This is a genomic window from Spiribacter onubensis (assembly GCF_040838425.1).
In the GTDB taxonomy this organism is placed as follows: Bacteria; Pseudomonadota; Gammaproteobacteria; order Nitrococcales; family Nitrococcaceae; genus Spiribacter; species Spiribacter onubensis.
Genome location: NZ_JBAKFI010000001.1, coordinates 351,296 through 375,642, shown reverse-complemented (window position 1 = coordinate 375,642; position 24,347 = coordinate 351,296). Strand labels below are relative to the sequence as shown.

The 24,347-nt window shown below is 66.2% G+C and carries 23 protein-coding genes; 15 read left to right on the top strand and 8 right to left on the bottom strand.

Features of this window, described 5'->3' with window-relative positions; all coding sequences use genetic code 11:
- Nucleotides 1-84: 84 nt before the first annotated feature.
- Genes smc through ligA form a run of 3 tightly spaced genes read left to right on the top strand, consistent with a single transcriptional unit; the run spans nt 85 to nt 6,784 of the window.
- Nucleotides 85-3,600, top strand: coding sequence for a chromosome segregation protein SMC (gene smc / locus V6X63_RS01895; RefSeq protein WP_367977987.1), 3,516 nt, complete (start codon nt 85-87; stop codon nt 3,598-3,600).
- A gap of 53 nt (nt 3,601-3,653) precedes the next feature.
- Nucleotides 3,654-4,760: a cell division protein ZipA gene (zipA, locus tag V6X63_RS01890; RefSeq protein ID WP_367977986.1), complete on the top strand. Its 1,107-nt coding sequence runs from the start codon at nt 3,654-3,656 to the stop codon at nt 4,758-4,760.
- A 5-nt stretch (nt 4,761-4,765) separates the two neighbouring features.
- The gene (gene ligA / locus V6X63_RS01885; RefSeq protein WP_367966906.1) at nt 4,766-6,784 is read left to right on the top strand and encodes an NAD-dependent DNA ligase LigA; all 2,019 of its coding nucleotides are present in this window, start codon (nt 4,766-4,768) and stop codon (nt 6,782-6,784) included.
- Nucleotides 6,785-6,821: 37 nt separating this feature from the next.
- On the opposite strand, the gene V6X63_RS01880 is transcribed toward ligA, so the two are convergent.
- The 3 genes from V6X63_RS01880 to V6X63_RS01870 are packed head-to-tail and all read right to left on the bottom strand — an operon-like array spanning nt 6,822 to nt 8,271.
- Nucleotides 6,822-7,655, bottom strand: a complete 834-nt coding sequence (locus tag V6X63_RS01880; protein ID WP_367966905.1) for a peptidylprolyl isomerase — start codon at nt 7,653-7,655, stop codon at nt 6,822-6,824.
- Nucleotides 7,656-7,663: 8 nt separating this feature from the next.
- A complete protein-coding gene (locus tag V6X63_RS01875) occupies nt 7,664-7,975 on the bottom strand; it encodes a BolA family protein (protein ID WP_367966904.1) in 312 nt (103 codons plus the stop codon).
- Entirely contained in the window at nt 7,972-8,271 is a 300-nt protein-coding gene (locus V6X63_RS01870; RefSeq protein ID WP_367966903.1) for a YciI family protein, read from the bottom strand. The genes V6X63_RS01875 and V6X63_RS01870 overlap by 4 nt, the downstream gene beginning before the upstream one ends.
- A gap of 73 nt (nt 8,272-8,344) precedes the next feature.
- Between V6X63_RS01870 and V6X63_RS01865 the strand changes: the two genes are divergently transcribed.
- Genes V6X63_RS01865 through V6X63_RS01840 form a run of 6 tightly spaced genes read left to right on the top strand, consistent with a single transcriptional unit; the run spans nt 8,345 to nt 13,164 of the window.
- Nucleotides 8,345-8,968, top strand: coding sequence for an L-threonylcarbamoyladenylate synthase (locus tag V6X63_RS01865; protein WP_367966902.1), 624 nt, complete (start codon nt 8,345-8,347; stop codon nt 8,966-8,968).
- Nucleotides 8,969-9,015: 47 nt separating this feature from the next.
- Nucleotides 9,016-10,239, top strand: coding sequence for a tryptophan--tRNA ligase (locus V6X63_RS01860; protein WP_367966901.1), 1,224 nt, complete (start codon nt 9,016-9,018; stop codon nt 10,237-10,239).
- Entirely contained in the window at nt 10,236-11,069 is an 834-nt protein-coding gene (locus V6X63_RS01855; protein WP_367966900.1) for a segregation and condensation protein A, read from the top strand. Before V6X63_RS01860 ends, V6X63_RS01855 begins: the two co-directional genes overlap by 4 nt.
- The gene (scpB, locus tag V6X63_RS01850; RefSeq protein ID WP_367966899.1) at nt 11,062-11,637 is read left to right on the top strand and encodes an SMC-Scp complex subunit ScpB; all 576 of its coding nucleotides are present in this window, start codon (nt 11,062-11,064) and stop codon (nt 11,635-11,637) included. Before V6X63_RS01855 ends, scpB begins: the two co-directional genes overlap by 8 nt.
- Nucleotides 11,634-12,473, top strand: a complete 840-nt coding sequence (gene rluB / locus V6X63_RS01845; protein ID WP_367966898.1) for a 23S rRNA pseudouridine(2605) synthase RluB — start codon at nt 11,634-11,636, stop codon at nt 12,471-12,473. The genes scpB and rluB overlap by 4 nt, the downstream gene beginning before the upstream one ends.
- Nucleotides 12,466-13,164, top strand: coding sequence for an endonuclease III domain-containing protein (locus tag V6X63_RS01840; protein WP_407826382.1), 699 nt, complete (start codon nt 12,466-12,468; stop codon nt 13,162-13,164). The genes rluB and V6X63_RS01840 overlap by 8 nt, the downstream gene beginning before the upstream one ends.
- Here V6X63_RS01840 and V6X63_RS01835 read toward each other — a convergent pair.
- From V6X63_RS01835 to ubiG, 5 genes are all read right to left on the bottom strand, one after another.
- The gene (locus V6X63_RS01835; RefSeq protein WP_367966896.1) at nt 13,152-13,625 is read right to left on the bottom strand and encodes a YbhB/YbcL family Raf kinase inhibitor-like protein; all 474 of its coding nucleotides are present in this window, start codon (nt 13,623-13,625) and stop codon (nt 13,152-13,154) included. The genes V6X63_RS01840 and V6X63_RS01835 overlap by 13 nt on opposite strands.
- A gap of 78 nt (nt 13,626-13,703) precedes the next feature.
- Complete coding sequence (locus V6X63_RS01830) at nt 13,704-14,465, bottom strand: SDR family NAD(P)-dependent oxidoreductase (RefSeq protein WP_367966895.1); 762 nt, start codon at nt 14,463-14,465, stop codon at nt 13,704-13,706.
- On the bottom strand, nt 14,462-15,331 hold the full coding sequence (locus V6X63_RS01825) for a squalene/phytoene synthase family protein (RefSeq protein ID WP_367966894.1): 870 nt from the start codon (nt 15,329-15,331) through the stop codon (nt 14,462-14,464). Before V6X63_RS01825 ends, V6X63_RS01830 begins: the two co-directional genes overlap by 4 nt.
- A 3-nt stretch (nt 15,332-15,334) precedes the next feature.
- A complete protein-coding gene (locus V6X63_RS01820; protein WP_367966893.1) occupies nt 15,335-16,036 on the bottom strand; it encodes an HAD family hydrolase in 702 nt (233 codons plus the stop codon).
- A complete protein-coding gene (gene ubiG / locus V6X63_RS01815; RefSeq protein ID WP_367966892.1) occupies nt 16,036-16,746 on the bottom strand; it encodes a bifunctional 2-polyprenyl-6-hydroxyphenol methylase/3-demethylubiquinol 3-O-methyltransferase UbiG in 711 nt (236 codons plus the stop codon). Before ubiG ends, V6X63_RS01820 begins: the two co-directional genes overlap by 1 nt.
- A 74-nt stretch (nt 16,747-16,820) precedes the next feature.
- Here ubiG and V6X63_RS01810 point away from each other — a divergent pair, with 74 nt between their 5' ends.
- The 6 genes from V6X63_RS01810 to V6X63_RS01785 all read left to right on the top strand — a co-directional run bounded on the left by V6X63_RS01810 (nt 16,821) and on the right by V6X63_RS01785 (nt 24,335).
- Nucleotides 16,821-17,384 carry a peptidylprolyl isomerase gene (locus V6X63_RS01810; RefSeq protein WP_367977985.1) on the top strand — a complete coding sequence of 188 codons (564 nt, stop codon included), beginning with the start codon at nt 16,821-16,823 and terminating at the stop codon, nt 17,382-17,384.
- A 91-nt stretch (nt 17,385-17,475) separates the two neighbouring features.
- Nucleotides 17,476-20,046 (top strand): DNA gyrase subunit A, encoded by a 2,571-nt coding sequence (gene gyrA, locus V6X63_RS01805; RefSeq protein WP_367977984.1) that lies wholly within the window; start codon nt 17,476-17,478, stop codon nt 20,044-20,046.
- A gap of 39 nt (nt 20,047-20,085) precedes the next feature.
- On the top strand, nt 20,086-21,168 hold the full coding sequence (gene serC, locus V6X63_RS01800) for a 3-phosphoserine/phosphohydroxythreonine transaminase (RefSeq protein ID WP_367966889.1): 1,083 nt from the start codon (nt 20,086-20,088) through the stop codon (nt 21,166-21,168).
- A 10-nt stretch (nt 21,169-21,178) separates the two neighbouring features.
- Entirely contained in the window at nt 21,179-22,348 is a 1,170-nt protein-coding gene (locus V6X63_RS01795; RefSeq protein ID WP_367966888.1) for a phosphoglycerate dehydrogenase, read from the top strand.
- A 16-nt stretch (nt 22,349-22,364) separates the two neighbouring features.
- Entirely contained in the window at nt 22,365-23,447 is a 1,083-nt protein-coding gene (gene pheA, locus V6X63_RS01790) for a prephenate dehydratase (RefSeq protein ID WP_367977983.1), read from the top strand.
- A 9-nt stretch (nt 23,448-23,456) separates the two neighbouring features.
- Entirely contained in the window at nt 23,457-24,335 is an 879-nt protein-coding gene (locus V6X63_RS01785) for a prephenate dehydrogenase (RefSeq protein WP_367966886.1), read from the top strand.
- Nucleotides 24,336-24,347: the final 12 nt, after the last annotated feature.

Below are 24,347 nucleotides of genomic sequence, written 5' to 3'. Positions count from 1 at the left end.
GAGGCATTCGACACCGCGGCATTTCCCAGTGACCGCCAAAATGGGTATTTTTGACGCTTCAGCGCGGGATGGCCACAAGCGTCAATGCGGCTCAGCAGAATCCGCCTCAACGGCTTCAAATCGTTCGTCGACTCCACGCCGGTACCTCTCCCCGGGGGGATAACGGCCATTGTCGGCCCGAATGGCTGCGGCAAATCGAATATCATCGATGCCGTGCGCTGGGTGATGGGGGAGAGCTCGGCGAAGCATCTGCGTGGCGGCTCCATGGCCGACGTCATCTTCAGCGGCTCCGGCAGCCGCAAACCGGTCGGCCAGGCCAGTATCGAGCTGGTCTTCGATAACGCCGACGGCAGCCTCGGCGGCCAGTACGCGGCCTTCGCCGAGATCGCCGTCCGCCGTCAGGTCAATCGCGACGGCCAGTCGGTGTACTACCTGAACGGCAGTCGTTGCCGACGACGTGACATTACCGATGTATTCCTCGGGACCGGCCTGGGGCCCAGGAGCTACTCGATCATCGAACAGGGCACGATCTCCCGTCTGATCGAGGCCAAGCCCGAGGAGCTGCGTGCCTATCTCGAGGAGGCGGCGGGCATCAGCCTTTACAAGGAGCGTCGACGGGAGACCGAACGACGCATGCGCGATACGCGCGAGAACCTCGAGCGTCTGGAGGACGTCCGTGATGAGGTGAGCCGGCAGCTGGACAAGCTCTCCAAACAGGCGGAGACGGCGGAGCGCTACCGCGGACTCAAGGACGAAGAGCGCCAGCGTCGCGCCCAGCTGCTGATCCTGCGAATCCGAGGACTTGAGGCCGAGCGCGCCAGGATCCAGTCGGAACTCGTCGAACGCAATAACGCCCTGGAGGCCCGGCTCGCGGAACAGCGCCGTTGCGAGCGTGAGATAACGTCCCTGCGGGCCAGTCAGTCCGAGGCAAGCGACCGGCTTAACGCCATCCAGGGACGGTACTACCAGCTTGGCTCGGATATCGCGCGCCTGGAGCAGCGCATCAGCCACAACCGGCAGATCCGCGAGGATAGCCGGCGCGAGCTGACCCGCATCGGCGAGTCCATCGCCGAGAACACGCAGTCGCTCGAGCAGGATCGAGAAAAGCAGCGCGTTCTCGATGACCGGCTTGCCACCCTGCAGCCGGAGCTTGCCGAGGCCGACGCCGCACTCGGGCAGGCCGATGCGCTTGTGGCGGAAGCGCGCCGTCGGATGGATGAGTCCCGGGCGGCGCGTGATGCACTGACCGACGAGCGCGTCGATGCCGAGCGTCGCGCCCAGGTGGAGCGTACCCGAATCGAGCAGCTCGAGGCACGGCAGCTCGATCAGCAGCGGCGCAGTGAACGTGTGGCCGGTGAACTTGCGTCGCTGACGGAGGCTGATACCGCGCCGCTGGATGCCCTTCGGTCGGCCATTGACGGGCTGATGGCCGAGCGGGCGGATCTGGATGAGCGGATCGAACGCCTGCAGGTCGACATCAGCGACCGACGGAACGAGCGCGACGAAGCAAGCGAGCGGCTGGCCTCCCGTCGCACTGAGCTCGGCGAGCAGCAGGCGCGTCTGGCCTCGCTGGAGACCCTGCAGGAGGCGGCGCTCGGCGCCAGGGAGGATGTCGCCGCCTGGCTCGCCCGATTCGACCTGGATCCCGGCCGTCGGCTCGCCGATCGACTGGATGTCGAGCCCGGCTGGGAACTTGCGCTTGAAATGGTGCTTGGCGAGGCGCTCCAGGCGGTTGAAGCCGGGGATGATCAGCTCTCTGCCGGGTCACTGACTGCGCCCGCCAGCGGTCGGGTCATGCTGTTTCAGGAAGCGGGATCCGTTGGCCCGGACGACGCCGGCGCCAGCGGGCAGCCCCTTGCCGGCTATGTCCGCGGAGCGGACGCGCTGATCGATCTGCTGGCCGGCGTTCATGCCGCGGACAATGACGCCGAGGCGCGCGCCCTGCTGGCGAGTCTGCCTCTGGGGCACTCCGTGGTGACGCGCGACGGTCACTGGCACGGCCATCACTGGCTGCGCCTGATGGCCGTGGCGGACAATCCGGAGGCCGGCGTGGTCGCTAGGAGACGCGAGATCGACGCAGCGGGGGAGGCCATCGCCCGAGTTCAGGAAGCGGTGGCCGAAGCCGGATCGGAGCTGGCGAGGCAGGATGCGGAGCTCGAGGATCTGGATGATCGGCTCGAGGCGGAAATCGACAGGCGCAATGCCATTGACCGGGATCTGGCGGCGCAGCGTGCGCGGCTGGAATCCGAGCAGGCGCAGATGGATGCCCGCAGGCAACGCCTCGAGGCACTGCAGGGCGAGGCCGCCGAGCTGCGGGAGGCCATGGTGAGCGCCGACGCGGCGATTCGCGAGGCCCGGGAACGGCTCCAGGGAGCGCTTGCTGCAGCCGAGACCGCGGAGCAGCGGCAGCGTCCGCTGGAGGCCAGCTGCGAATCGGCCCAGGCAGCGCTCGATGAGGCCCGCGAGAATGCCGCTTCGGCCCGCGACCGTCGCCATGATCTGGCCGTTCGGTTGGAGAGCGCACAAACCGCGCGCCAGTCGATGGACGAGGCCATTGCGCGGCTCGAGCGGCAGCGCTCACGCTATGAGGAGCGCCGCGAGGAACTCCAGGCGGCGCTTGACGCCGTGGATGATCCGGAAGGGGGCCTCGAGAACGAGCGTCAGGAACGACTGGCCCGCCGTGTGGACGTGGAAGGCGAGTTGACTGAAGCGCGACGCAGCCTCGAGGAAACCGAGGCGTCGCTGCGCAGACTTGATCAGGAGCGCATGGCGGCGGAACGGGCGGTGACGGAACTCCGCGATTCGGCCGAGTCGGCGCGCCACCGGGACACCGAGGCCGGAGCGCGGCTGGCCACGCAGCAGGAGCAGCTCGACGCGATCGATGTGAATCAGGCGGAAGCCGCGGAGGCACTGCCTGAGCAGGCCACTGAGGCGGACTGGGAGGTCGAACTGGAACGGCTCGACAGCCGCATTCGCCGTCTTGGTCCGATCAACCTGGCGGCGATTGACGAGCATCGGGCGCTGGCGGAGCGCAAGGGCTATCTGGACGAGCAGCAATCGGATCTGGCCGAGGCGCTGGAGACGTTGCAGAGCGCGATTCAGCGGATCGATCGGGAGACCCGCGCCCGCTTCCGCGAGACCTTCGACAAGGTCAACAGTGGGCTGCAGCGGCTATTCCCCCGTCTCTTCGGCGGCGGTGAGGCGTTTCTGGAGATGACCGAGGATGACCTGCTGGAGACGGGCGTAACGATCATGGCGCGCCCGCCGGGCAAGCGGATCACCAACATCCACCTGTTATCGGGGGGCGAGAAGGCGCTCGCGGCGGTCTCGCTGGTATTCGCGATCTTCGAGCTCAATCCGGCTCCGTTCTGCATGCTGGACGAGGTGGATGCACCGCTGGACGAGGCGAATGTGGGGCGCTTCTGTGATCTGCTCCGTGAGATGTCGGCCCGTGTGCAGTTCATCGTCATCACGCACAACAAGACCACGATGGAGGCGGCCAGCCATCTCGCCGGCGTGACCATGGCGGAACCCGGCGTTTCCCGGCTGGTGGCCGTTGATGTGGAATCCGCCGTGGAGATGGCCACGGCGGATGCTTGAGTTAAGACGAGCGGCGTTGCAACCTGACGCCGGTTACTGGAGCGGACACTGGCATGGATGAATTGCGCTGGATTTTACTGGGGCTCGGGGTCGTCATCATCGTCGGGGTCTATGGCTATGCCCGACTGCAGGACTGGCGCCGGGACGGGCCGCCCTGGCGGCGCCGGACATCGACCGAGCGGGAGCCATTCGCCGGTTACGACGAACCGGATATCGATGCCGACGATCCGTTGACGGTGGATCCAATCGAACCGGTGGCGGACAGAGGGGGTGATGATGGATCCGATAACGATGGGATCCTCGGGCCGGCACGGGTCGTGAGCGAGGGAGGCACGGCGCCGGAAGACCCCGCCGCGCCGCCGGAACGGGCCGCGCCCGAGGAGCCCGTGGCGGAGGAGGTGAGCGTCAGCCCCCACCATCACCGCAGGGATGAACCGGCACCGCAGCCGGAACCGTCCCCGGCCGATCCCCCGATCCCGGCATTCCTGAGAGCCCGGGGCCGTCAGCAGCCGGCTGCCGGGCCCGCCGCGGAACAGCGGCCGGCGCCCGCCCCGAGACCTGAACCGGCACCTGCCCCCTCGCCGGCGGCACCCTCGGCTCCGGCTGGGCCCGTGGAAGAGCCCGAACTCGACCTGGGTTTCCCGCCGGAACCGGAGCCTGCTCCGGAACCGGCGGCACCGCCGGTCGAGTCGATGCCGGCGGATATCGATGGCGAAGAGAAGGTCATCGCCCTGTCGGTGATGGCGCCGACCGGACGCGAGTACAACGGCGCGGATCTTGCCGCCGTTCTGGAATCCGCGGGGCTGCGCCTCACCCCCCAAGGGATCTTCCGCCGCGGTCTGGATACCGGCGAGGGTACGGTTGCGCTTTTCACGGCGGCCAACATCATCGAGCCGGGTACATTCGACGCACAGGATCCCGCCTCGGTGTCGACGCCGGGGGTCGTGCTGATCATGCAACTGCCCGGTCCGTTCGACGGGCTGGCGACCTTTGAGCAGATGCTCACCACCGCGCGGCGTCTTGCCGACACGCTGGGCGGACAGTTGCTCGACGGCCGTCGCTGCGATCTGACCACCCAGGCCATCGAGCACATCCGCGAGGAACTGCTGGAGTACCGCCGCCGGGCGCATCTCGCCAGCCGCAGTCGGCGCCGGAGCTAAGCGACGTGGCGGAAGATCACGACAGCGCGGCGCGTCGCGCCGAGACGCTCCGCGAACAGATCGAGTACCACAACCATCGGTACTACGTCCTGGACGACCCGGAGATCTCCGACGCCGAGTACGATCGGCTGATGTCCGAGCTCGAGGCGATCGAGCGCGAGTATCCCGATCTGCAGACCGCCTACTCGCCGACCCAGCGGGTGGGTTCCGAGCCCCTGGCCGAGTTCGCCGAGCTGGCCCATGGCGAGCCCATGCTCTCCCTTGCCAATGCCTTCAGCGAGGAAGCGCTGGAGGACTTTGACCGGCGCCTGCGCGAGGCCCTCGACGTCCAGCGCGTCGAATATGTCGGCGAGCCGAAGCTGGATGGCCTGTCGATCAATCTCACTTATGAACGGGGGCGGCTTGCCGGTGCGGCGACAAGGGGGGACGGCCGGGTGGGTGAGGACATCACCGCCAATGCCCGTACCATTCGCAGCATCCCGCTGGTGCTGCTGACCGACGAGCCACCGGAGCGCGTCGAGGTCCGCGGCGAGGTGGTCATCCGGCGCAGTGACTTCGATCGACTCAACGACCAGCGGCTCACCCGGGGGGAGAAGCCCTTCGCCAATCCCCGGAACGCGGCGGCGGGCAGTCTCCGTCAGCTCGACTCGCGGGTAACGGCCAGACGGCCGCTGACGCTTTTCGTATTCGGTATCGGCGAGTGCAGCCGGACCCTCGCCGGGACCCACTTCGGCGTGCTTGACGTCCTCCGACAGTGGGGGTTCCGTGTGAATGAGCGGGTCGAGAAGGTGAGCGGCGTCGCGGGGTGCATGGACTACCACGACCGGTTGATCGAGGATCGTGACTCTCTCGACTATGAGATCGATGGTGCGGTTTACAAGGTCAATGACCGGGGAGCCTGGCGCTCTCTCGGTACCACCGCCCGGGCGCCACGGTGGGCGTTGGCTCACAAGCTCCCGGCCCGGGAGGCCACCACCCGGGTCGAGGCCATCATCCCGTCGGTGGGACGCACCGGCGTCATCACGCCGGTTGCCGATCTTGATCCGGTGGAAGTTGGTGGTGTCACGGTGAGCCGCGCCACACTGCATAACCTCGATGAGGTCCACCGCAAGGATGTCCGCGAAGGGGACATGGTGATGGTGCGCCGGGCCGGCGACGTCATTCCCGAGGTGGTGAGCGTGATCGAGTCACGCCGACCCGAGGATGCCACGCCCTGGTCGATGCCGGCGCAGTGTCCGGTCTGTGGCTCGGAGGTTGTGCGGATCGACGACGAGGCGGCGCATCGCTGCATGGGCGGTCTCTACTGCCCTGCGCAGCGCATGGGGGCGCTCATGCATTTCGTCTCCCGCCGCGCCATGGATATCGATGGCCTGGGCGAAAAGCTCATTGAGCAACTGGTCGAGCGGGAGCGTGTCAGCACGGCGGCGGATCTCTATCGCCTGACCCGCAGCGATCTGCTCGGCCTGGAGCGGATGGGCGAGAAGTCTTCGGACAATCTGCTCCAGGCCATCGATGAATCCCGCGAGACCACGCTGCCGCGTTTCCTCTATGCCCTGGGGATCAACCAGGTCGGTGAGGTGACCGCACGCAGTCTCGCCGAGCATTTCGGCAGCCTCGAGGCGCTGATGAGGGCCGACGAGGAGTCCCTCACCCGGGTGCCTGACGTCGGACCGGTGGTGGCCGAAGCTGTCCGTCGCTTCTTTGGCCAGTCGCATAACCGCGAGGTGATCGATGGCCTGATCGACGCGGGCGTGACCTGGCCCGGGCCGCAGGCGTTTGACCAGGGGAGTGGCGGGCGACGGCTTGAGGGGAAGACATTCGTGCTCACCGGTGCGCTGTCGGGCTATACCCGGGATGAGGCGCGGGCAAGAATCGAGGCGCTGGGCGGCAGGGTGACCTCCAGTGTCTCGGGTAATACCGATTATGTTGTCGTGGGCGAGGATCCGGGGTCGAAGCGGGATCGCGCCGGGCAGCTTGGCGTGACGCTGCTCGATGAGGCGGGGTTCGAGGAGTTGACGGGATAGGCCGCCCCATGGGGCGGCCCGAGTCCACCCGGTACCGCTACTCGTTATCGGGTGCGGCCCACGAGGCCTCGTAGTCGATGTTCGCATTCTCGCGCAGCGTCGCCAGCCGCTCCTGGATACGCTCGTTGATGATGCGCATGCGCAGCTGACCGGCGACGTCGCCAAACGCCGGTGCGGCCGTCTCACGGGTCTCGTCGAGGCGGATGACATGCCAGCCGAACCGGGTCTCCACGGGCTCCGCCGTCAGCTCGCCGGCGTCCAGGCCCGCCACGGCTTCGGCAAACGGCGCGACCATGTCGCCGGCGGCAAACCAGCCAAGGTCACCGCCGCGCTCGGAGCTGCCATCCTGGGAGTACTGGCGCGCGAGATCGGTGAAGTCCTCGCCGTTCTGGAGTCGATCAATGATCCCTGCGGCCTGATCGCGCTCCGAGACTAGAATATGGCGTGCCTTGTACTCAAGCGGGGTGTCGCCGCCATACTCTGCCTCGTAGCGCTCCCGCATCACCGACTCGTCCACCGGTTCCTCTGTGGTCAGCTGCCGGACGAAGGCCTGCGCGAGGGAAGTCCGCCGGTTGTTGTTGAGCTGGGCCTGCAGTTCGGGATTGTCCCCCAGTCCATCGGCCGCTCCGGCCTGGGCGAGCAGCATCAGGTTGATGTACTCCTGCAGGAACTGTCGCCGCTGGGCGGGCGGGATGTCCGACCGGCCCTGGGTCTGCTGTTCGACCAGCAGATCGAGTTCCCGCTCGGTGATGGGCTCGCCATTGATCTCGGCGAGGACCTCGGCCTCCTGGGCCTGGGCGGTGCTCAGGCCAGCCGCCAGCAGCAGGGCGGGCAACAGGCGTCGCAGGGTGATAACGGCATTGGAATTCATTGGCTTACTCACTGGCGGTTGGTTTGGGATGGCTGGGCCTCAGCGGGCGTCAGGGCCTCGATGCTGAGCGCGTGGATGCAGTCGTCGCGGATGGCGTCGCCCATGGCGTCGTAGACCAGACGATGACGCTGGAGACGGCCCTGCCCGGCGAAGTCATTGCTGATCACCTGGACATGGTAGTGTCCGCCCCCGGCCCGGGCGCCGGCATGGCCGGCGTGCAGATGGCTGTCATCGCGGACGTCGATGTGTTGGACATCGAGTGCGTGGCACAGCCTCTCCCGGATCATTCCGGGTCGCTCGCTGCTGGGGATGTCGTTCATGGCAGAACCTTCCGGAAGGGCTTTACCGTGACCTGACGGTAGACACCGGCGGCGACATACGGGTCGGCATCCGCCCACTCCCGTGCCGCCGCCAGCGAGTCGAATTCGGCAATCACCAGACTGCCGCTGAACCCTGCGGGTCCGGGGTCATCGGCGTCGATCGCGGGATGCGGTCCTGCCACGAGCAGTCGTCCCTCGTCCCGCAGCGCTTCCAGACGTGCGAGGTGATCCGTTCTCGCCCCGGCACGACGTTCGAGGCTATCGTCGATGTCTTCGCTGATGATTGCGTAGTGCATGCGCGTATCGTCCTGTAAGGCTGCCAGACGCTACCATACCTGAGCACGGTGAACACCAAGGAGACGGGACGGCATGAGCCAGTATTTCGAGATCCATTCGCAGACCCCGCAGCCGCGACTCATCCGCCGGGCCGTCGAGATCGTCCGCGACGGCGGCGTCATCGTCTATCCGAGCGGTACGACCTATGCTCTGGGCTGTGCCATGGGTGAGAAGACCGCCGTGGACCGGATCCGGCGCCTCCGGGGGCTGGAGGAGCGTCACCATTTTACCCTGGCCTGTCGTGATCTATCCGATATCGGCAGCTATACCCGTGTCGACAATACGGCCTTCCGCCTGCTCAAGGCGCATACGCCGGGGCCCTACACCTTCGTGCTTCGGGCCACCGCCGAGGTGCCGCGGCGTATCCAGCACGCGCGCCGAAAGACCATTGGCATCCGGGTGCCGGACCACCCCGTCGCCATCGCGCTGCTGGAGGCGCTGGGCGAGCCATTGACCACCAGTACGCTGTTGCTGCCCGGTGAGACGGAGCCGATGACCGATCCTGTGGATATGCGGGAGCGGCTCGGTAAACAGGTGGATGCGGTGATTGACGCCGGGCCCGGCGGGCTGGAGCCGAGCACGGTCATCGACCTGAGTGGTGATGCACCGGAGGTGATTCGCCGTGGTGCCGGCGACGCACACGTTTTCGAGGCGTAATCCGCTATCATGCAGGGCAGTCTGTCCGGCAAAGAGCGGAGGTCAACTTGAGTCAGACCCTAGCCAGCGGCGATCGCATCCTCTCGGGTATGCGACCCACCGGTCGCCTGCACCTCGGGCACTATCACGGCGTGCTCCGCAACTGGATCAGGTTGCAGGAGACCAACGAATGCTTTTTCTTTGTGGCCGACTGGCACGCGTTGACCACCGCCTACGAGAAGCGTGAGGTCATCTCGGAGAGTGTCTGGGACATGGTGGTGGACTGGCTCGCCTGCGGAGTCAACCCCAACCTGGCGACGCTGTTCATCCAGTCCAGGGTCATCGAGCATGCCGAGCTGCATCTGCTCCTGTCGATGATCGCGCCGCTTGGCTGGCTCGAGCGTGTACCGACCTACAAGGATCAGATCGCCGAGCTGCGCGAAAAGGACCTCGCCACTTACGGCTTTCTGGGTTACCCCGTCCTGCAGAGTGCCGATATCCTCATTTATGGGGCCAGCGGCGTTCCCGTGGGCGAGGACCAGGTCTCGCATGTGGAGCTGACCCGTGAACTGGCGCGACGCTTCAATTACCTGTTCGGTCGGGAACCCGGCTTCGCGGACAAGGCTGAAGCCGCGGTGGGCAAGATGGGCAAGAAACAGGCGCGGCTGTACCGCGAGCTGCGCCGGCGCTACCAGGAATCAGGGGATGCCGAGGCGCTGGGAGAAGCGCAGGCGCTGCTCGAGGCGCAGCAGAACCTGACCATCGCCGACCGGGCGCGCCTCGCCGGCTATCTTGACGGCGGTGGCCGAAGCGTCCTCGCCGAGCCGGAGGCGCTGCTGACTCATGCCCCGAGGATGCCGGGGCTCGACGGACGCAAGATGTCCAAGTCCTATGGCAACACGCTCTCGCTGCGCGAGTCCGATGCCGATATTGAACACAAGATCCGCACCATGCCGACGGATCCGGCGCGGGTCCGGCGCAACGATCCGGGCGAGCCCGAAAAATGCCCGGTCTTTGACCTCCACAAGGTCTATTCCGATGCCGATACCCGGGAATGGGTCCAGACCGGCTGTCGTTCCGCGGGCATCGGTTGTCTCGACTGCAAGAAGCCGCTCATCGGCGCCGTCCAGGCCGAGGTGGCGCCGATCCGCGAGCGGGCGGCCGAACTGGCGTCCGATCCGGAGCACGTCCAGCAGGTGGTCACCGATGGCTGCGACCGTGCTCGGGGCGTGGCGCGCCAGACCATGCAGGAGGTCCGTTCGGCCATCGGACTGGATTATCGCCAGCGATGAGCGCGGACGGCACGGAGGAGCTGCTTGACCCATCGGTGGTCGCCACCGTTCAGGGAGAGCCGTTCTCCGACCTGCCACAGGATCTCTATATCCCGCCGGATGCCCTCGAGGTGTTTCTGGAGGCGTTCGAGGGGCCGCTGGATCTGCTCCTCTATCTCATCCGGCGGCAGAACCTCGATATCCTGGATATTCCCATCGCCGAGATCACCCGTCAGTACATGCAGTATGTGGATCTCATGAAGGATCTTCGGCTGGAACTGGCCGCCGAGTACCTGGTCATGGCCGCCATGCTGGCGGAGATCAAGTCACGGATGCTTCTGCCCCGGCCGCCTGCCGCGGAATCCGATGAGGATCCCGATCCGCGGGCAGAGCTGGTCCGGCGCCTGCGTGAGTATGAACAGTTCAAGGCGGCCGGTGAACAGCTTGACGCGTTGCCTCGAGTGGCACGGGACATCTTTCCCGGGCGTGCGGCATGTCCGGGGTTGAGGCCGGCCCGGCGGTTGCCCGCCGTGGACCTCGATGAACTGCTGTCCGCCTTCTCCGAGGTGCTGGGCCGTGCCGCCATGTTCAGTCATCATCAGATCCAGCGCGAAGTGCTCTCGGTCCGCGAGCGGATGAGCGAGACCCTGGAGCGACTGGAGGGTGATCGTTTCGTGGCGCTGGACGAGCTGTTGCGTCCCGAGGAGGGGCGAGCCGGTGTGGTGGTGACTTTCCTCGCCATCCTTGAGCTGCTCAAGGCGGCGCTGGTCGAACTCGTCCAGGCGGAACCATTCGCCCCGCTCTATCTACGCAGCGGCGATCTGATGCCGCAGGAAGGCCACGATGGGTGAGCCGGCCATGGAGAACATCCTCGAGGCGGCGCTGCTCGCGGCCGGTGAACCGCTGTCGGTCGACCAGTTGCAGGTCGTCTTTGGCGATGACCCGCCACCGCGAAGGGCAGTGGAGCAGGCCCTCGAGCGGCTCTCCGCGCAGCTCGCCGGCCGAGGAGTAGAGTTGCAGCGCGTGGCGGGCGGTTACCGTCTCCAGGTGCCCGGCCAATACGCCGAATGGGTATCGCGGCTATGGGACGAGAAACCCGCCCGCTATTCCCGGGCGGTGCTTGAGACCCTGGCGATCATTGCCTATCGCCAGCCGATCACCCGGGCGGAGATCGAGGAGATCCGTGGCGTGACCCTGAGCAGCAATATCATCCGCACGCTGCAGGAACGCGGCTGGGTGCGTGTCGCCGGCCATCGGGATGCACCCGGTCGGCCGGCCGTCTTCGCGACCACCCGTGATTTCCTCGACTACTTCAATCTGGGCAGCCTCAGTGAGCTGCCTTCGTTGATCGAGATTGGCGAGCCGGGCCCCGATCATCCGGAGCTCGATCTGCCGATTCCGAACCAGGGGCCTGCATGAGCTCGGAGAAACTGCAGAAGGTGCTGGCGCGGGCCGGACTGGGGTCGCGTCGGGAAATGGAGCGACGTATCGAGGCCGGTCGGGTTCAGGTCAATGGCCACCAGGCCAGACTGGGAGACCGGGTTGAGCCCGGAGTGCGCATCCACATGGATGGCCGTCCGGTGAGCGCGGCGGCGCTGGCGCCGACGGATCGTCGCGTCATCGTCTACCACAAGCCGACCGGTGAGCTCGTCACCCGCAGCGATCCCGAGGGCCGGCGCACGGTGTTCCGGCGGCTGCCTCCGCTCAAGAGCGGACGCTGGCTGGCGGTGGGGCGCCTTGATATCAACACGTCGGGGCTTCTGTTACTGACCACGGATGGCGAGCTCGCCAATCGCCTCGCGCATCCGTCGTACCGCCTGATCCGCGATTATGCCGTGCGCCTGTTCGGCCAAATCGACGAGGCGACGCTGCGGCGACTCATCGAGGGCGTCACGCTCGAGGACGGACCGGCGGCCTTTGAGTCCATTCGGCCGCTGGATTCAGGCGAGGCCGCGAACAGCTGGTACCGGGTCAGGCTCCGTGAGGGAAAAAATCGGCTTGTCCGCCGGCTCTGGGAGTCGCAGGGCGTCCAGGTGAGCCGCCTCATGCGTGTCCAGTACGGGCCGATCGAGATGCCGGCCGGCCTGCGTGAGGGGCAGATGAAGACGCTGACGGCCGGCGAGGTTCGTCATCTCGTGGAACTCGTGAATCTCGGTGATGGTGACGGCGGAGACCGGGCCCGCAAGCGCCAGCGACGGTCATCGCCAGGGCCTGGAGGAGGGCGGCCAGGCCGTGAGCGAAAACGACATGGCTGACACGCGCCCGGCGATCACTGACACCGCCACGGCGGTCCCCCGTCTGTACGACCGGCTGCTGGCGGCGCTGGGTCCCCAGAGCTGGTGGCCGGCGGAGAGCGCATTCGAAGTGCTGGTGGGTGCGGTGCTCACCCAGAATGCCGCATGGCGCAATGTCGAGCAGGCCGTCGACCGCCTACAGGCCCGTGACTGGATGACGCCGGAGGCGATTCTCGCCGCGCCCCGGGAAGCGCTGGCCGAGTGCCTGCGTCCGAGTGGGTACTACAATGTAAAGTCCCAGCGCCTGCGCGCCGCCTGCGAGACCTGGCTGGCACTGGGTGGCGAGGCGGGGCTGATCGATATGGAAACCGCGGCCATGCGCTCGGCCCTGCTCGAAGTCAAGGGCCTCGGACCGGAGAGTGTGGACGATGTGCTGTTATACGGTTTCGGCCGCCCGGTTTTCGTGGTCGATGCCTATACCCGGCGGATATTCTCGCGCATCGGACTCGTCTCGCCGCGCGTCGGCTACGATGGCCTGCAGGCGCTGTTCCACGATGCCCTTGCGCCGGATGTCGGGCAGTTCAACGAGTTCCACGCGTTGATCGTCACCATTGGAAAATCCTACTGCAGGCCGCGCACGCCGCGGTGCGAGGCCTGTCCGCTGCGCGGTGACTGTGCCCATGGACTGGCCCGCCGGAATCAGCGCTCGTAGGTGCCGATCAGCCGGTTCATGCCGATCACATGAGGCTCAACCTGGTCGAGGAACTGCCAGAGAGTCAGTCCCGGCTCCAGGTGCAGCGACTGATCCAGGGCGAGCACCCAGAAATAGTAGTGGTGCACGCCGTGGCCCTCCGGCGGCATTGGTCCACCATAGGTCTGTTTCCCGAAGTCCGTGACGCCGTGCGTGTACGCCTCGCTGCCCTCGTCCAGGGCCGTGACGTCGCCAGGAATGTTGTAATACACCCAGTGGACAAAACCGTAGCTCCCGGGGCTGACCAGTGGCGCATCGGGGTCATGGCAGATCACGGCGAAGCCCTGGGTGCCCTCGGGTGCGCCGGTCCAGTGAATGGGCGGTGCGATGTCGTCACCCTCACCGGTATGGCGGACCGGAATAGGCTGATGGGGTCCGAAGGCGTTACTCCGGACCTGCAGGGCCGATAAGGCGAATCCCATGGCGTGTTCTCCACTCCCGTTTCAAGTGTTGCGCATGCTTGCACTTCCACTGGCCTTGCCACAAGCATGCCATATCTGTCAGGCCACTACCCGGTACATGCCGCCATTGACCGGCGTGCTGGCCGGGTCGAGTAACCGGTTGATGGCGGCGGCGGCCCCCGCGGGCGAGGGGACCTCGTCGGCCGCCTCACCGGTAAAGAGCTGCCGCCTCAGGCGCGTCTGCATCGCCCCTGGGTCAACGCTGCAGCTGATCACTGGATGGATCGGCGAGTGCTCGGCCGCCAACGTCGCCATGATGCCCTCGACGGCCCATTTGCTGACGGCGTAGGCGCCCATGGCTGCCCGGCCCTCGCGGCCCGCCTCATCACTTACGAATATGACACGCCCAGCGCTCGTCCTGAGCAATACCAGAAGCGCCTGGGTCAACAGGAAACTCGCGTTGATGTTGACATGCAGGCACTTGAGCCACGCCTGCGGTTCATACAGCGTCAATGGTGCCGGTTCGCCGAAGTCGGCGGCTGCGTGGACCACGACCTCAAGGCCACCGAGCTCCTGTTCGATTCGATTGGCCAGCTCGGCATAATCATCGGGTGATGCGCCCATCATGTCGAGGGGATAGAGTGCCGGCTGCCGGTGGCCGGCCGCCTCAATGCGGTCATGCAGCGATTCCAGTGCCTTGAGGTCCTTGTCGAGTAGGACGAGCTCCGCCCCCTCTGCCGCCGCGAGTTCCGAGAGCGCGCTGCCAAGGCCGCCGGCGGCGCCCGTGATCAGTACACGCTGTCCGTCAAGCCGGTCGGGTCTGGCCGGGCCTTGTGGGCCGGGGCTGATCTCGATGGTCATGGCACGGGCTCCTCGGGTCGGGGACGGACGTTATGCGGTCGTCGGGCGGTGCGCCAGGCGAGCCAGAGCTTGCGAAGCGGCGTCAGATGGACCTGGCGCTCGGTCACCGCATGACCGTCGCCGGCGATGCTGTCCAGCAGCTGCCGATAGACGACCGCCAGGATCAGACCATAGGTCTGGGATTTCCGGGCAGGGCCAGGCAGGCGGCTGATGGCGCTGTCGAGGAAGCGTCTGGCGCGGTCGCCCTGGCGGGAGAGGAGATCTCTGGCCGCCTCCGATTGCCCGCCCTGCGACAGTGTCTCCGGGTCGACTCCGGTGACCGCCAGTTCATCCTCGGGGATATAGACACGGCCGGCCCGCAGATCCCGCCGCAGATGACGCAGCATGCGGGTGAGTTCAAGGCCCATCGACAGGTCGTGGGCAAAGGGTGCGGCATCGGCTCCGTTGGCACCGGTGATCCGCCAGGCCAGGTCGGCGACGGCACCCCCTGCGCGATGACAGTAAAGCGTAAGCTCGCGCAGGGTTGGGTAGCGGCCGTATTCGAGGTCCATGCGGCTCGCCTCGATCACCTCGGCGAGTCCGCCGGTATCGAGCCGGTCACGGCGGATGACCGGCAACAGTGCCTGGGTGATCGGGTGGCGGGGCTCGCCCGCCTCGAGACGCCCGAGTTCTTCCTGCCACCAGGACAGCTTCACTGCGCCGACGCCGGCATCGCTCACTTCCCGCGGGACCTCCAGCACCTCGGCGCGGTAGGCCGCGAGCGCCGTCAGTCCATCCCGCGCGGAAGGTGGCGCGAAGAGCAGCGCGTAGTAGAGGCTTGAGCCCTCCGGGGCGACCTTGCGCCGGCAGTAGTCGAGTGGATCCATGGCTCAGACCGCAAGCGGTTCCTGGACCGGGGTCGGTGCGCGCGCGACCCAGCGAAGCAGCTCGAGGGGATGTCCGATGAGCCCGTCCGCGCCCCAGCGCTCGGCGCGGTCATCACCGCTGAGGTAGCCATAGAGGGCGGCAAGGGTCAGGGTTCCCGCACGTCGACCGGCCCGGATATCACGCTCGGCGTCGCCGACGATCACGCACGCCGCCGGGAGCAGACCCAGCCGGCGGGCGCCCTCCAGCACCTGATGGGGGTGCGGCTTGCGCCGCGCGATATCGTCACCGGTCACCACACAGTCGGGACGTCGGTCGTAGCCGAGTGCGCTGATCAGCGGCCGGGTAAGCCAGCCGGGCTTGTTCGTCACGATGCCCCACGGGATCGCCGCCGCCTCCAGTGCCGAGAGCGTCTCGTCCATACCGTCATAAGGGCGGGTCTCATCGCTCAGGCGCTCGTGGTAGAGCTCAAGAAAGCGCTGGCGCAGGGGCTCGAAATGCCGGTCGGTCGGCTCGAGATTGAATCCGCGCGCGATCATCGGGACGCTGCCGTGACCCACCGAGTTGGCCAGGTCGCCAGCCGGCAGTGGCGGGAGCCCATGCTCCCCGCGCAGCGCGTTCAGGCTGGCGATAAGATCGGGCGCCGTATCGAAGAGTGTGCCGTCCAGGTCGAGCAGGACGCCCTGGGCTCGATCCGACAGGCCCATCAGGGGTTGGTCCGTGTGCAGTGCGCGAGGTAGTTCACGCGTGTGTCGTCCGTCAAGAAGTAGTGCCGTGTCAGCGGATTGTAATGCAGGCCAGTGAGGTTGTTCATCTCCAGCCCGCTGCGCCGCGCCCATCGCGCCAGCTCGGCAGGGCGGATGAACGCCCTGGCGTCGTGCGTCCCCGCTGGCAGCAGACGCAGAACGCGCTCGGCACCGACGACGGCGAGGAGCCATGCGCGGGCGTTGCGGTTGATTGTGGAGAAAAAGACCGCGCCCCCCGGGCGCACCAGTGTGCTGCAGGCCTCGACCACGGCCGCCGGATCGGGGACATGCTCCAGCAACTCCATGCAGGTCACCACATCGAACCGGCCCGCCGCTTCGGCGGCCAATGCTTCCGCGGCGATCTCCCGGTAGTCGATGGACAGGCCTGTGCCATGCGCGTGCAGCCGGGCCGTTTCCAGAGTCTCAGGCGCCAGATCGATGCCCGTTACCCGAGCCCCGCGCGCCGCCATCGGCTCGCTGAGCAGTCCGCCGCCACAGCCGACATCGACCACGCTGAGGCCCGCGAGGGAACCGATACGGGATTCGATATGGTCCAGCCGGAGGGGCGTGATGGCGTGCAGCGGTGCGAATGGTCCTTCAGGGTCCCACCAGGCACTGGCGTCCCGGTCGAACTTGCCGATTTCTCCCTGATCCGCGTTCTCGCCATTCATCCCCTCAATTCTAGCACGCCCGTCCCGCCCGGGTGTGCGAGAATCCCGGCTGGTCTGGATATGGAGGGACGACCATGAAACACATACCAATCGCACTCGCACTCGCCGCCGCCGTGGGCACGGGCGCAGCCAGCGCACAGAACCCGCAGGTGGTATTCGAGACGACGGCCGGCGATTTCCGCATCGAGCTCTTCGCCGATGAGGCGCCGGTGACCGTGGAGAATTTCCTGACTTACGTGGATGACGGGTTCTATGACGGGACCGTATTCCACCGTGTCATTCCGGGCTTCGTGATTCAGGGCGGTGGATTCGGCCAAGAGCTGAACCGTAAGTCGACGCGGGATCCCATCGTCAACGAAGCCGACAATGGGCTGAAGAATGAGCGCGGCACGCTGTCCATGGCTCGCACCCAGGTTCGTGACAGCGCGACGTCGCAGTTCTTCGTCAACCTGGCCGACAATGCCTTCCTCGATCACGGCGAGCGGGATTTCGGCTATGCCGTGTTCGCACGCGTGATCGAGGGAATGGGCGTCATCGACCGCATTGCCGCCGGTGAAACAGGCCGCCGCAACGGGATGGCGGACGTGCCGGTCGAGCTCGTCGTGGTCGAACAGGCGCGGCGCGTGGATGGCGAATAGCCGCCCGGAGCGGCCGATGCCTGGCCATTCGAGCGCATGTTATGATGGATGTTTGATGTCCGATTGGCTCCCTACAGTCGAGATCCGCTAGATGTCCAGCGTCGCCAAGGAAATCCTCCCGGTCAATCTAGAAGACGAGATGCGGCAGTCCTACCTGGACTACGCCATGAGCGTCATTGTCGGCCGCGCCCTGCCCGATGTCCGAGACGGGCTCAAGCCCGTCCACCGGCGTGTGCTCTACGCCATGCGCGAGCTCGGCAATGACTGGAACCGGCCGTACAAGAAGTCGGCCCGGGTGGTCGGCGATGTCATCGGTAAATACCATCCGCATGGCGACACGGCGGTCTATGACACCATCGTGCGGATGGCGCAGGACTTCTCCATGCGCTACCTGCTGGTGGACGGCCAGGGCAATTTCGGCTCCATCGACGGGGACAATGCCGCGGCGATGCGCTACACCGAAGTGCGTATGGCGCGCATGGCGCATGAGCTCCTCGCCGACATCGACAAGGAAACCGTCGATTTCGCGGACAACTACGACGGCTCCGAGCAGGAGCCGCAGGTGCTCCCCACCCGCGTTCCCAACTTCCTCGTCAACGGTGGCGCGGGTATCGCCGTGGGCATGGCCACCAACGTGCCCCCGCACAACCTGCGTGAGGTCGTGGATGCCTGTATCGCACTGATTGATGATGACAGCCTCGATATTGAGGCCCTGATGGCCTACGTGCCAGGGCCGGATCTGCCAACCCGCGGCATCATCAACGGCGTCGAGGGGATCCGCGAGGCCTACCGCACCGGACGCGGGCGGATGGTCATGCGGGCGCGCTGCCGGTTCGAGCATGACGACGGCAGTGGCAAGGCGAGCATCATCGTCGAGGAGCTGCCGTACCAGGTGAACAAGGCCCGGCTGCTTGAGAAGATCGCCGAGCTGGTCAAGGAAAAGCGCATCGAGGGCATCACCGAGCTGCGCGACGAGTCCGACAAGGATGGCATTCGCATGGTCATTGAGCTGCGCCGCGGGGAGGTCCCCGAGGTGGTGCTCAACAACCTCTACCAGCACACTCAGCTGGAGACGGTCTTCGGCATCAACATGGTGGCGCTGCACGAGGGGCAGCCGCGACAGCACAACCTCAAGGACGTGCTCGACGCATTCATCCGTCACCGCCGCGAGGTCGTCACGCGGCGCACGGTCTATGAACTGCGCAAGGCACGCGATCGGGCACATGTGCTCGAGGGGTTGGCCGTCGCACTCGCCAACATCGACGAGGTGATCGCCCTGATCAAGGCGTCACCGACGTCCGCGGATGCCAAGACGGCGCTGGTGGCGCGTGACTGGGCGCCAGGCGTTGTCAGTGAGATGCTCTCGCGTGCGGGTGCAGAAGCATCCCGACCCGAGTCGCTCGGCCGTGATGTCGGTCTGATCGGCAACGCCTATCGCCTCACCGAGGCGCAGGCCCAGGCCATTCTCGATCTGCGCCTTCACCGCCTGACCGGGCTGGAACAGGACAAGATCGTCGATGAATATCGGCAGATCCTGGACACCATCGCCGATCTGCTCGATATCCTCGGCAGCAGCGATCGCCTTATGCAGGTCATCCGCGAGGAGCTCGAGGAGATCCGCGAACGCTACGGCGATGACCGGCGGACCGAGATCCTTGAGACGCGACTCGATCTGTCCATCGAAGACCTGATTCCGCCGCAGGATGTGGTGGTCACCCTCTCCCATAGCGGCTACGCCAAATCCCAGCCGGTGGATGCCTATCAGGCGCAGCGCCGGGGCGGCAAGGGCAAGGCGGCGACGCGGATGCGTGACGAGGATTTCGTCGACAAGCTCTGGGTGGCGAACACCCACGACACGCTGCTGTGCTTCTCCAGTCGGGGCAAATGCTACTGGCTCAAGGTCTATGAGCTGCCTCATGGCAGTCGGGGTGCCCGGGGCAAGCCCATCGTCAATCTCCTGCCGCTGGAGGATGACGAGCGAATCAATGCCGTGCTGCCGGTGAGCGAGTTCGACGGCGATCACTTCGTATTCATGGCGACCCGCCAGGGCACGGTCAAGAAGACGCCGCTGTCGCATTTCTCGCGGCCACGCTCGACAGGCATCATCGCCGTCAACCTGGGTGAAGACGACACGCTGGTCAATGTCGGCGTCACCGACGGCCATCGCGACATCATGCTGCTGACCGACGCCGGCAAGGCGATCCGCTTCAAGGAGGACGACGTACGTCCCATGGGGCGCACGGCCGCCGGTGTCCGCGGCGTCCGTCTCGCTCCCGGCCAGACGGTGATCCAATGCCTGATCCTGGGTGACGGTGATGTCCTGACAGTCACGGAAAACGGCTATGGCAAGCTGACCCCGGTGGATGACTACCCCCGACGGGGCCGAGGCGGCATGGGGGTCATCGGTATCCAGACGTCGAAGCGCAACGGGGCGGTCGTGGGGGCCGTCCAGGTCACCCACGAGGATGAGGTCATGCTCATCACCAACGGTGGAACGCTGGTCCGGACCCGGGCGTCCGAGATATCCGTCCTGGGCCGTAACACCCAGGGCGTGAAACTGATCACGCTCTCCGAATCGGAATCGCTGGTGGGGATGGCCCGGGTCGAGGCCCTCGGCGAGGAAGACGAGGATCTGGCCGAACCGGGCGCCGACCCGGACTGAACCCTCTCTCGTAATCAACGGAAAACTCTGGAGCGAATAATGTCGCGTGTTTACAACTTCAGCGCGGGTCCGGCGACGTTGCCCGAGCCGGTTCTGCAGCAGGCGGCCGAGGAAATGCTGGACTGGCGCGGGACCGGCATGTCCGTGATGGAGATGAGCCATCGTGGCAAGGCTTTCGTATCGATCGCCGAGCAGGCCGAGGCGGATCTCCGCGAGCTTCTGCAAGTGCCCGACAACTACCGCGTGCTGTTCCTCCAGGGCGGGGCGACTGCACAGTTCTCTGCGGTTCCGCTCAATCTGCTGGGTGACGCCGGAAGCGTGGACTACGTCAATACGGGCAGCTGGTCGAAGAAGGCGATCGCTGAGGCGCGCAAGTACACGGCGGTCAACGTGGTGGCCGAGGGGGGCAGCGGCGATCCGATGTCCATTCCGCCGCAGTCCGAATGGCAGCGGGATCCCGATGCCGCTTACCTGCACTACTGCGCCAATGAGACGATCACCGGCGTCGAGTTCCCGGAGATTCCTCACAGTGGGGACGTGCCACTGGTCAGCGACATGTCCTCCACGTTCCTGTCCAGGCCTCTCGATGTCTCGCGCTTCGGCGTGATCTATGCCGGAGCGCAGAAGAATTTCGGGCCGGCCGGTCTGACCGTGGTCATCGTCCGGGACGACCTGCTCGGCCGCGCCAGTGAGACGGTCCCCGCGATCTGGGACTACCGCCGGCAGGCCGAGTCGGACTCGATGCTCAACACGCCGGCGACCTACAGCTGGTACATCGCTGGACTGGTCTTCCAGTGGCTCAAGCGCGAGGGCGGGCTCAGGGCAATGGCTGAGCGCAACAAGCGCAAGGCCGACAAGCTCTACGCGGCCATCGACGGCTCCTCCCTCTACCGCAATCCGGTGGATCCGGCGGCGCGCTCGTGGATGAACGTGCCCTTCGTACTGGCCGATGACCAGCTCGACGGGACTTTCCTCAGCGAGGCGGCCGACGCCGGGCTGCAGACGCTGAAAGGGCATCGCTCCGTTGGGGGGATGCGGGCGAGCATCTACAACGCCATGCCAGAGTCCGGGGTGGATGCCCTGATCGATTTCATGGCCGATTTTGAGCGACGTCACGGTTAATTGAGGAAAAATGTACAAAGTACTGACTTTCAACAATATATCGGCCCGAGGGCTGGATCGTCTCCCGCGCGAGCGGTTCGAGGTGTCCTCGGAAATACAGCAGCCGGATGCAGTGCTGCTGCGATCCGCCAAGCTGCATGACTGGTCGATCCCCGAGACCCTCAAGGCCGTCGGCCGCGCCGGTGCGGGTGTGAACAACATCCCCGTCGATGCGATGAGCCAGCGGGGCATCCCGGTGTTCAATGCCCCCGGCGCCAACGCCAATGCGGTGAAGGAGCTGGTCATCGCCGGCATGTTCCTGGCGGCACGCAACATCTGCCCTGCCTGGGCGTTCGCCGAGTCGCTCAGCGGTAGCGACGAGCAGATGAACAAGACCGCGGAGGCGGAGAAGAAGCGTTTTACCGGTTTCGAACTCCCGGGCCGGACGCTGGGTGTGATCGGGCTCGGCGCCATTGGTGTCAACGTGGCCAATGCCGCTTCCTCGCTGGGCATGAAGGTCATCGGCTACGACCCCAAGATTACGGTGCGCAGCGCGTGGAATCTTGAGGCCGGCGTGCGTCGGGCCCACAGCGTGGACGAGGTGATGGCCGCCGCCGATATCGTCACCCTGCATGTGCCGGAGACCGATGAGACGCGCGGCATGATCAACGGCGCCCGTCTGGCCGGCGCGCGGGAGGGGCAGGTGCTGCTCAACTTCGCCCGGGCCGGCATCGTCGATGACGAGGCCATCGTCAAGGGGCTCCAGCAGGGGCGGCTGCGGACCTATGTCTGCGACTTCCCGTCGGCAACGCTCAAGGGCCAGGACGGTGTCGTCGCCCTGCCGCATATCGGCGCCTCCACGGCCGAGGCACAGGAGAACTGCGCCATCATGGCCGCTGACGAGGTCAGGGATTTCCTCGAGACCGGTAACATCAGCAACTCGGTGAATTTCCCGGAGTTGATCCTGCCGCGTAACGGCAGTGGCGACCGGCTGACGGTGGTCAACGCCAACGTGCCGAACATGCTGGGGCAGATTTCCTCGGCGGTCGCGGATGCCGGCCTGAACATCGCTGATATGTATAACAAATCACGCGGTGAGCTGGCCTACAGCGTCGTTGATATCGATGGCAAGCTGACGGCGGAGGTTGCCGATCGCCTGAGGGACACCGAGGGCGTTCTTGCCGTTCGCGTGATTGAGTGAAACAACGGGGGCAGGCGTGACGGGTGAATCGCTGGAATCCATCCGGGCCCGGATTGACGGGATTGATGATGAGCTCCTGAAGCTGGTCAATGAGCGGGCGCGGGCTGCGGCTGAGGTGGCCGCGGTCAAGCAGGCGGCGGGGGAGTCCGGTGACTATTACCGTCCCGCCCGCGAGGCGCAGGTGCTCCGGCGGGTTCGGGACGCCAACCAGGGGCCGCTGTCCGACGAGGACATCTCCCGGCTTTTCCGCGAGATCATGTCGGCCTGCCTCGCGCTTCAGCGGCCGTTGCGGGTCGCCTTCCTGGGGCCGGAGGGGACGTTCACGCAGGAGGCCGCACTCAAGCACTTCGGGCACTCGATCCGCAGCCTGCCCCTTGAGGGTATCGATGCGGTCTTCCGGGAGGTCGAGGCCGGCGGCGCCGAGTATGGTGTCGTGCCGGTGGAGAACTCCACCGAAGGGATGGTGACGCACACGCTGGATCGGCTCCTGTCCTCACCGCTGCAGATCGTGGGCGAAGTCGAGATGGCGATCGTGCAGAATCTCGCCACCCGCGCCACCTCGCTCGGAGAGATCCGCCGGGTTTACTCCCACAGCCAGGGCCTCGCGCAGTGTCGCGCGTGGCTGGAGACGCATCTGCCGGCGGCGGAACGCATCGCTGTCTCCAGCACGGCCGAGGCGGCGCGGCTGGCGGCTGAGGACAGCAGTGCCGCAGCAATCGCCTCGGATGCTGCCGCCGAGCGGTATGAGCTGCCCGTGCCGCAGCCCTCGATTCAGGATGGCGCGGCCAACAGCACCCGGTTCCTCGTTCTCGGCAAGGAGAGTCCGGAGCCCACCGGCGAGGACAAGACCTCGCTGGTCATCGCCCGCGAGAATCGGCCCGGCGGGCTGGCTGGTCTGCTTGCGCCACTGGCGCGCTATGGACTCAACATGACCCGACTGGAGTCGCGGCCGTCGCCCGAGGGCATGTGGGAGTACGTCTTCTTCATCGATCTGGTCGGACACGCCGAGGATCCCGATCTCAAGCGCGCGCTCGGGGAGATGCAGCAGCTGGCGAGCCTGCTGAAGATCCTGGGTTCCTACCCGCGTTCGGTGGCATAGGGCGAGCCGGTGAATGCTCAGCCGCGGCGTATCTGCCTGGTGGGTGTCGGGCTCATCGCAGGCTCCCTCGGACTCGCGCTGAGACGCGCCGGGGCCGTCACCGAAGTGGTGGGACTGGGACGCCGGAGCGAACCGCTGGCACGGGCCCGGGAGCTGGGCGCAGTCGACCGCTACAGTCTTGATCCCGCCGAAGCATTGGCCGGCTCTGACCTGGTGGTGCTGGGCGTCCCGCTGGGGGCCATTCGGGGAGTCATGGCCCAGCTCCGGCCGTGGCTGACGGATGATACCGTGCTGACCGACGTGGGCAGTGCGAAGGGGTGTGTCGTCGGCGACGTGAAAGCCGCGCTTGGCCATTTCCCCACCCGGTTCGTCCCGGGACATCCCATCGCCGGTACCGAGCACAGCGGCGTAGAGGCGGCGTTCGCCACGCTTTTCCAGGGGCGGCGCGTGATCCTCACGCCCACGGCCGATACGAGCGGCGATGCCACGGCCACGGTGCAGTGGATGTGGGAGTGCGTCGGGGCGGAAGTGATCACCATGTCGGTGGAGCATCATGACCGCATGCTGGCGATCACGTCGCATCTTCCCCATCTGCTCGCCTTCGGGCTTGTGGATATGCTTTCCCGGGCCCCGGATCACGAGGAAATCCTTCGATACGCCGCTGGCGGGTTCCGCGACTTCACGCGCATTGCCTCCAGCGATCCGGTGATGTGGCGGGATATCTGCCTGGGTAACCGCGAGGCGGTGCTGGATGCGCTTGCCGGTTACCGGCGCGACCTGGAGGCGCTGGCCGAGCTGGTGGAGGCCGCTGACGCCGATGGCCTCGAGGCGGTTTTCCGAAGCGCCAAGCAGACCCGGGATGCCCATCTGCACTGGTTCGAGCGCTGATCACAACGGAGA

Coding starts and splice junctions, on each gene's coding strand:
- smc (WP_367977987.1), top strand. CDS start 85: ATGCGGCTCAGCAGAATCCGCCTCAACGGCTTCAAATCGTTCGTCGAC.
- zipA (WP_367977986.1), top strand. CDS start 3,654: ATGGATGAATTGCGCTGGATTTTACTGGGGCTCGGGGTCGTCATCATC.
- V6X63_RS01880 (WP_367966905.1), bottom strand. CDS start 7,655: ATGAATTCCAATGCCGTTATCACCCTGCGACGCCTGTTGCCCGCCCTG.
- V6X63_RS01875 (WP_367966904.1), bottom strand. CDS start 7,975: ATGAACGACATCCCCAGCAGCGAGCGACCCGGAATGATCCGGGAGAGG.
- V6X63_RS01870 (WP_367966903.1), bottom strand. CDS start 8,271: ATGCACTACGCAATCATCAGCGAAGACATCGACGATAGCCTCGAACGT.
- V6X63_RS01865 (WP_367966902.1), top strand. CDS start 8,345: ATGAGCCAGTATTTCGAGATCCATTCGCAGACCCCGCAGCCGCGACTC.
- V6X63_RS01855 (WP_367966900.1), top strand. CDS start 10,236: ATGAGCGCGGACGGCACGGAGGAGCTGCTTGACCCATCGGTGGTCGCC.
- scpB (WP_367966899.1), top strand. CDS start 11,062: ATGGGTGAGCCGGCCATGGAGAACATCCTCGAGGCGGCGCTGCTCGCG.
- rluB (WP_367966898.1), top strand. CDS start 11,634: ATGAGCTCGGAGAAACTGCAGAAGGTGCTGGCGCGGGCCGGACTGGGG.
- V6X63_RS01840 (WP_407826382.1), top strand. CDS start 12,466: ATGGCTGACACGCGCCCGGCGATCACTGACACCGCCACGGCGGTCCCC.
- V6X63_RS01835 (WP_367966896.1), bottom strand. CDS start 13,625: ATGGGATTCGCCTTATCGGCCCTGCAGGTCCGGAGTAACGCCTTCGGA.
- V6X63_RS01830 (WP_367966895.1), bottom strand. CDS start 14,465: ATGACCATCGAGATCAGCCCCGGCCCACAAGGCCCGGCCAGACCCGAC.
- V6X63_RS01825 (WP_367966894.1), bottom strand. CDS start 15,331: ATGGATCCACTCGACTACTGCCGGCGCAAGGTCGCCCCGGAGGGCTCA.
- V6X63_RS01820 (WP_367966893.1), bottom strand. CDS start 16,036: ATGGGCCTGTCGGATCGAGCCCAGGGCGTCCTGCTCGACCTGGACGGC.
- ubiG (WP_367966892.1), bottom strand. CDS start 16,746: ATGAATGGCGAGAACGCGGATCAGGGAGAAATCGGCAAGTTCGACCGG.
- V6X63_RS01810 (WP_367977985.1), top strand. CDS start 16,821: ATGAAACACATACCAATCGCACTCGCACTCGCCGCCGCCGTGGGCACG.
- gyrA (WP_367977984.1), top strand. CDS start 17,476: ATGTCCAGCGTCGCCAAGGAAATCCTCCCGGTCAATCTAGAAGACGAG.
- serC (WP_367966889.1), top strand. CDS start 20,086: ATGTCGCGTGTTTACAACTTCAGCGCGGGTCCGGCGACGTTGCCCGAG.
- V6X63_RS01795 (WP_367966888.1), top strand. CDS start 21,179: ATGTACAAAGTACTGACTTTCAACAATATATCGGCCCGAGGGCTGGAT.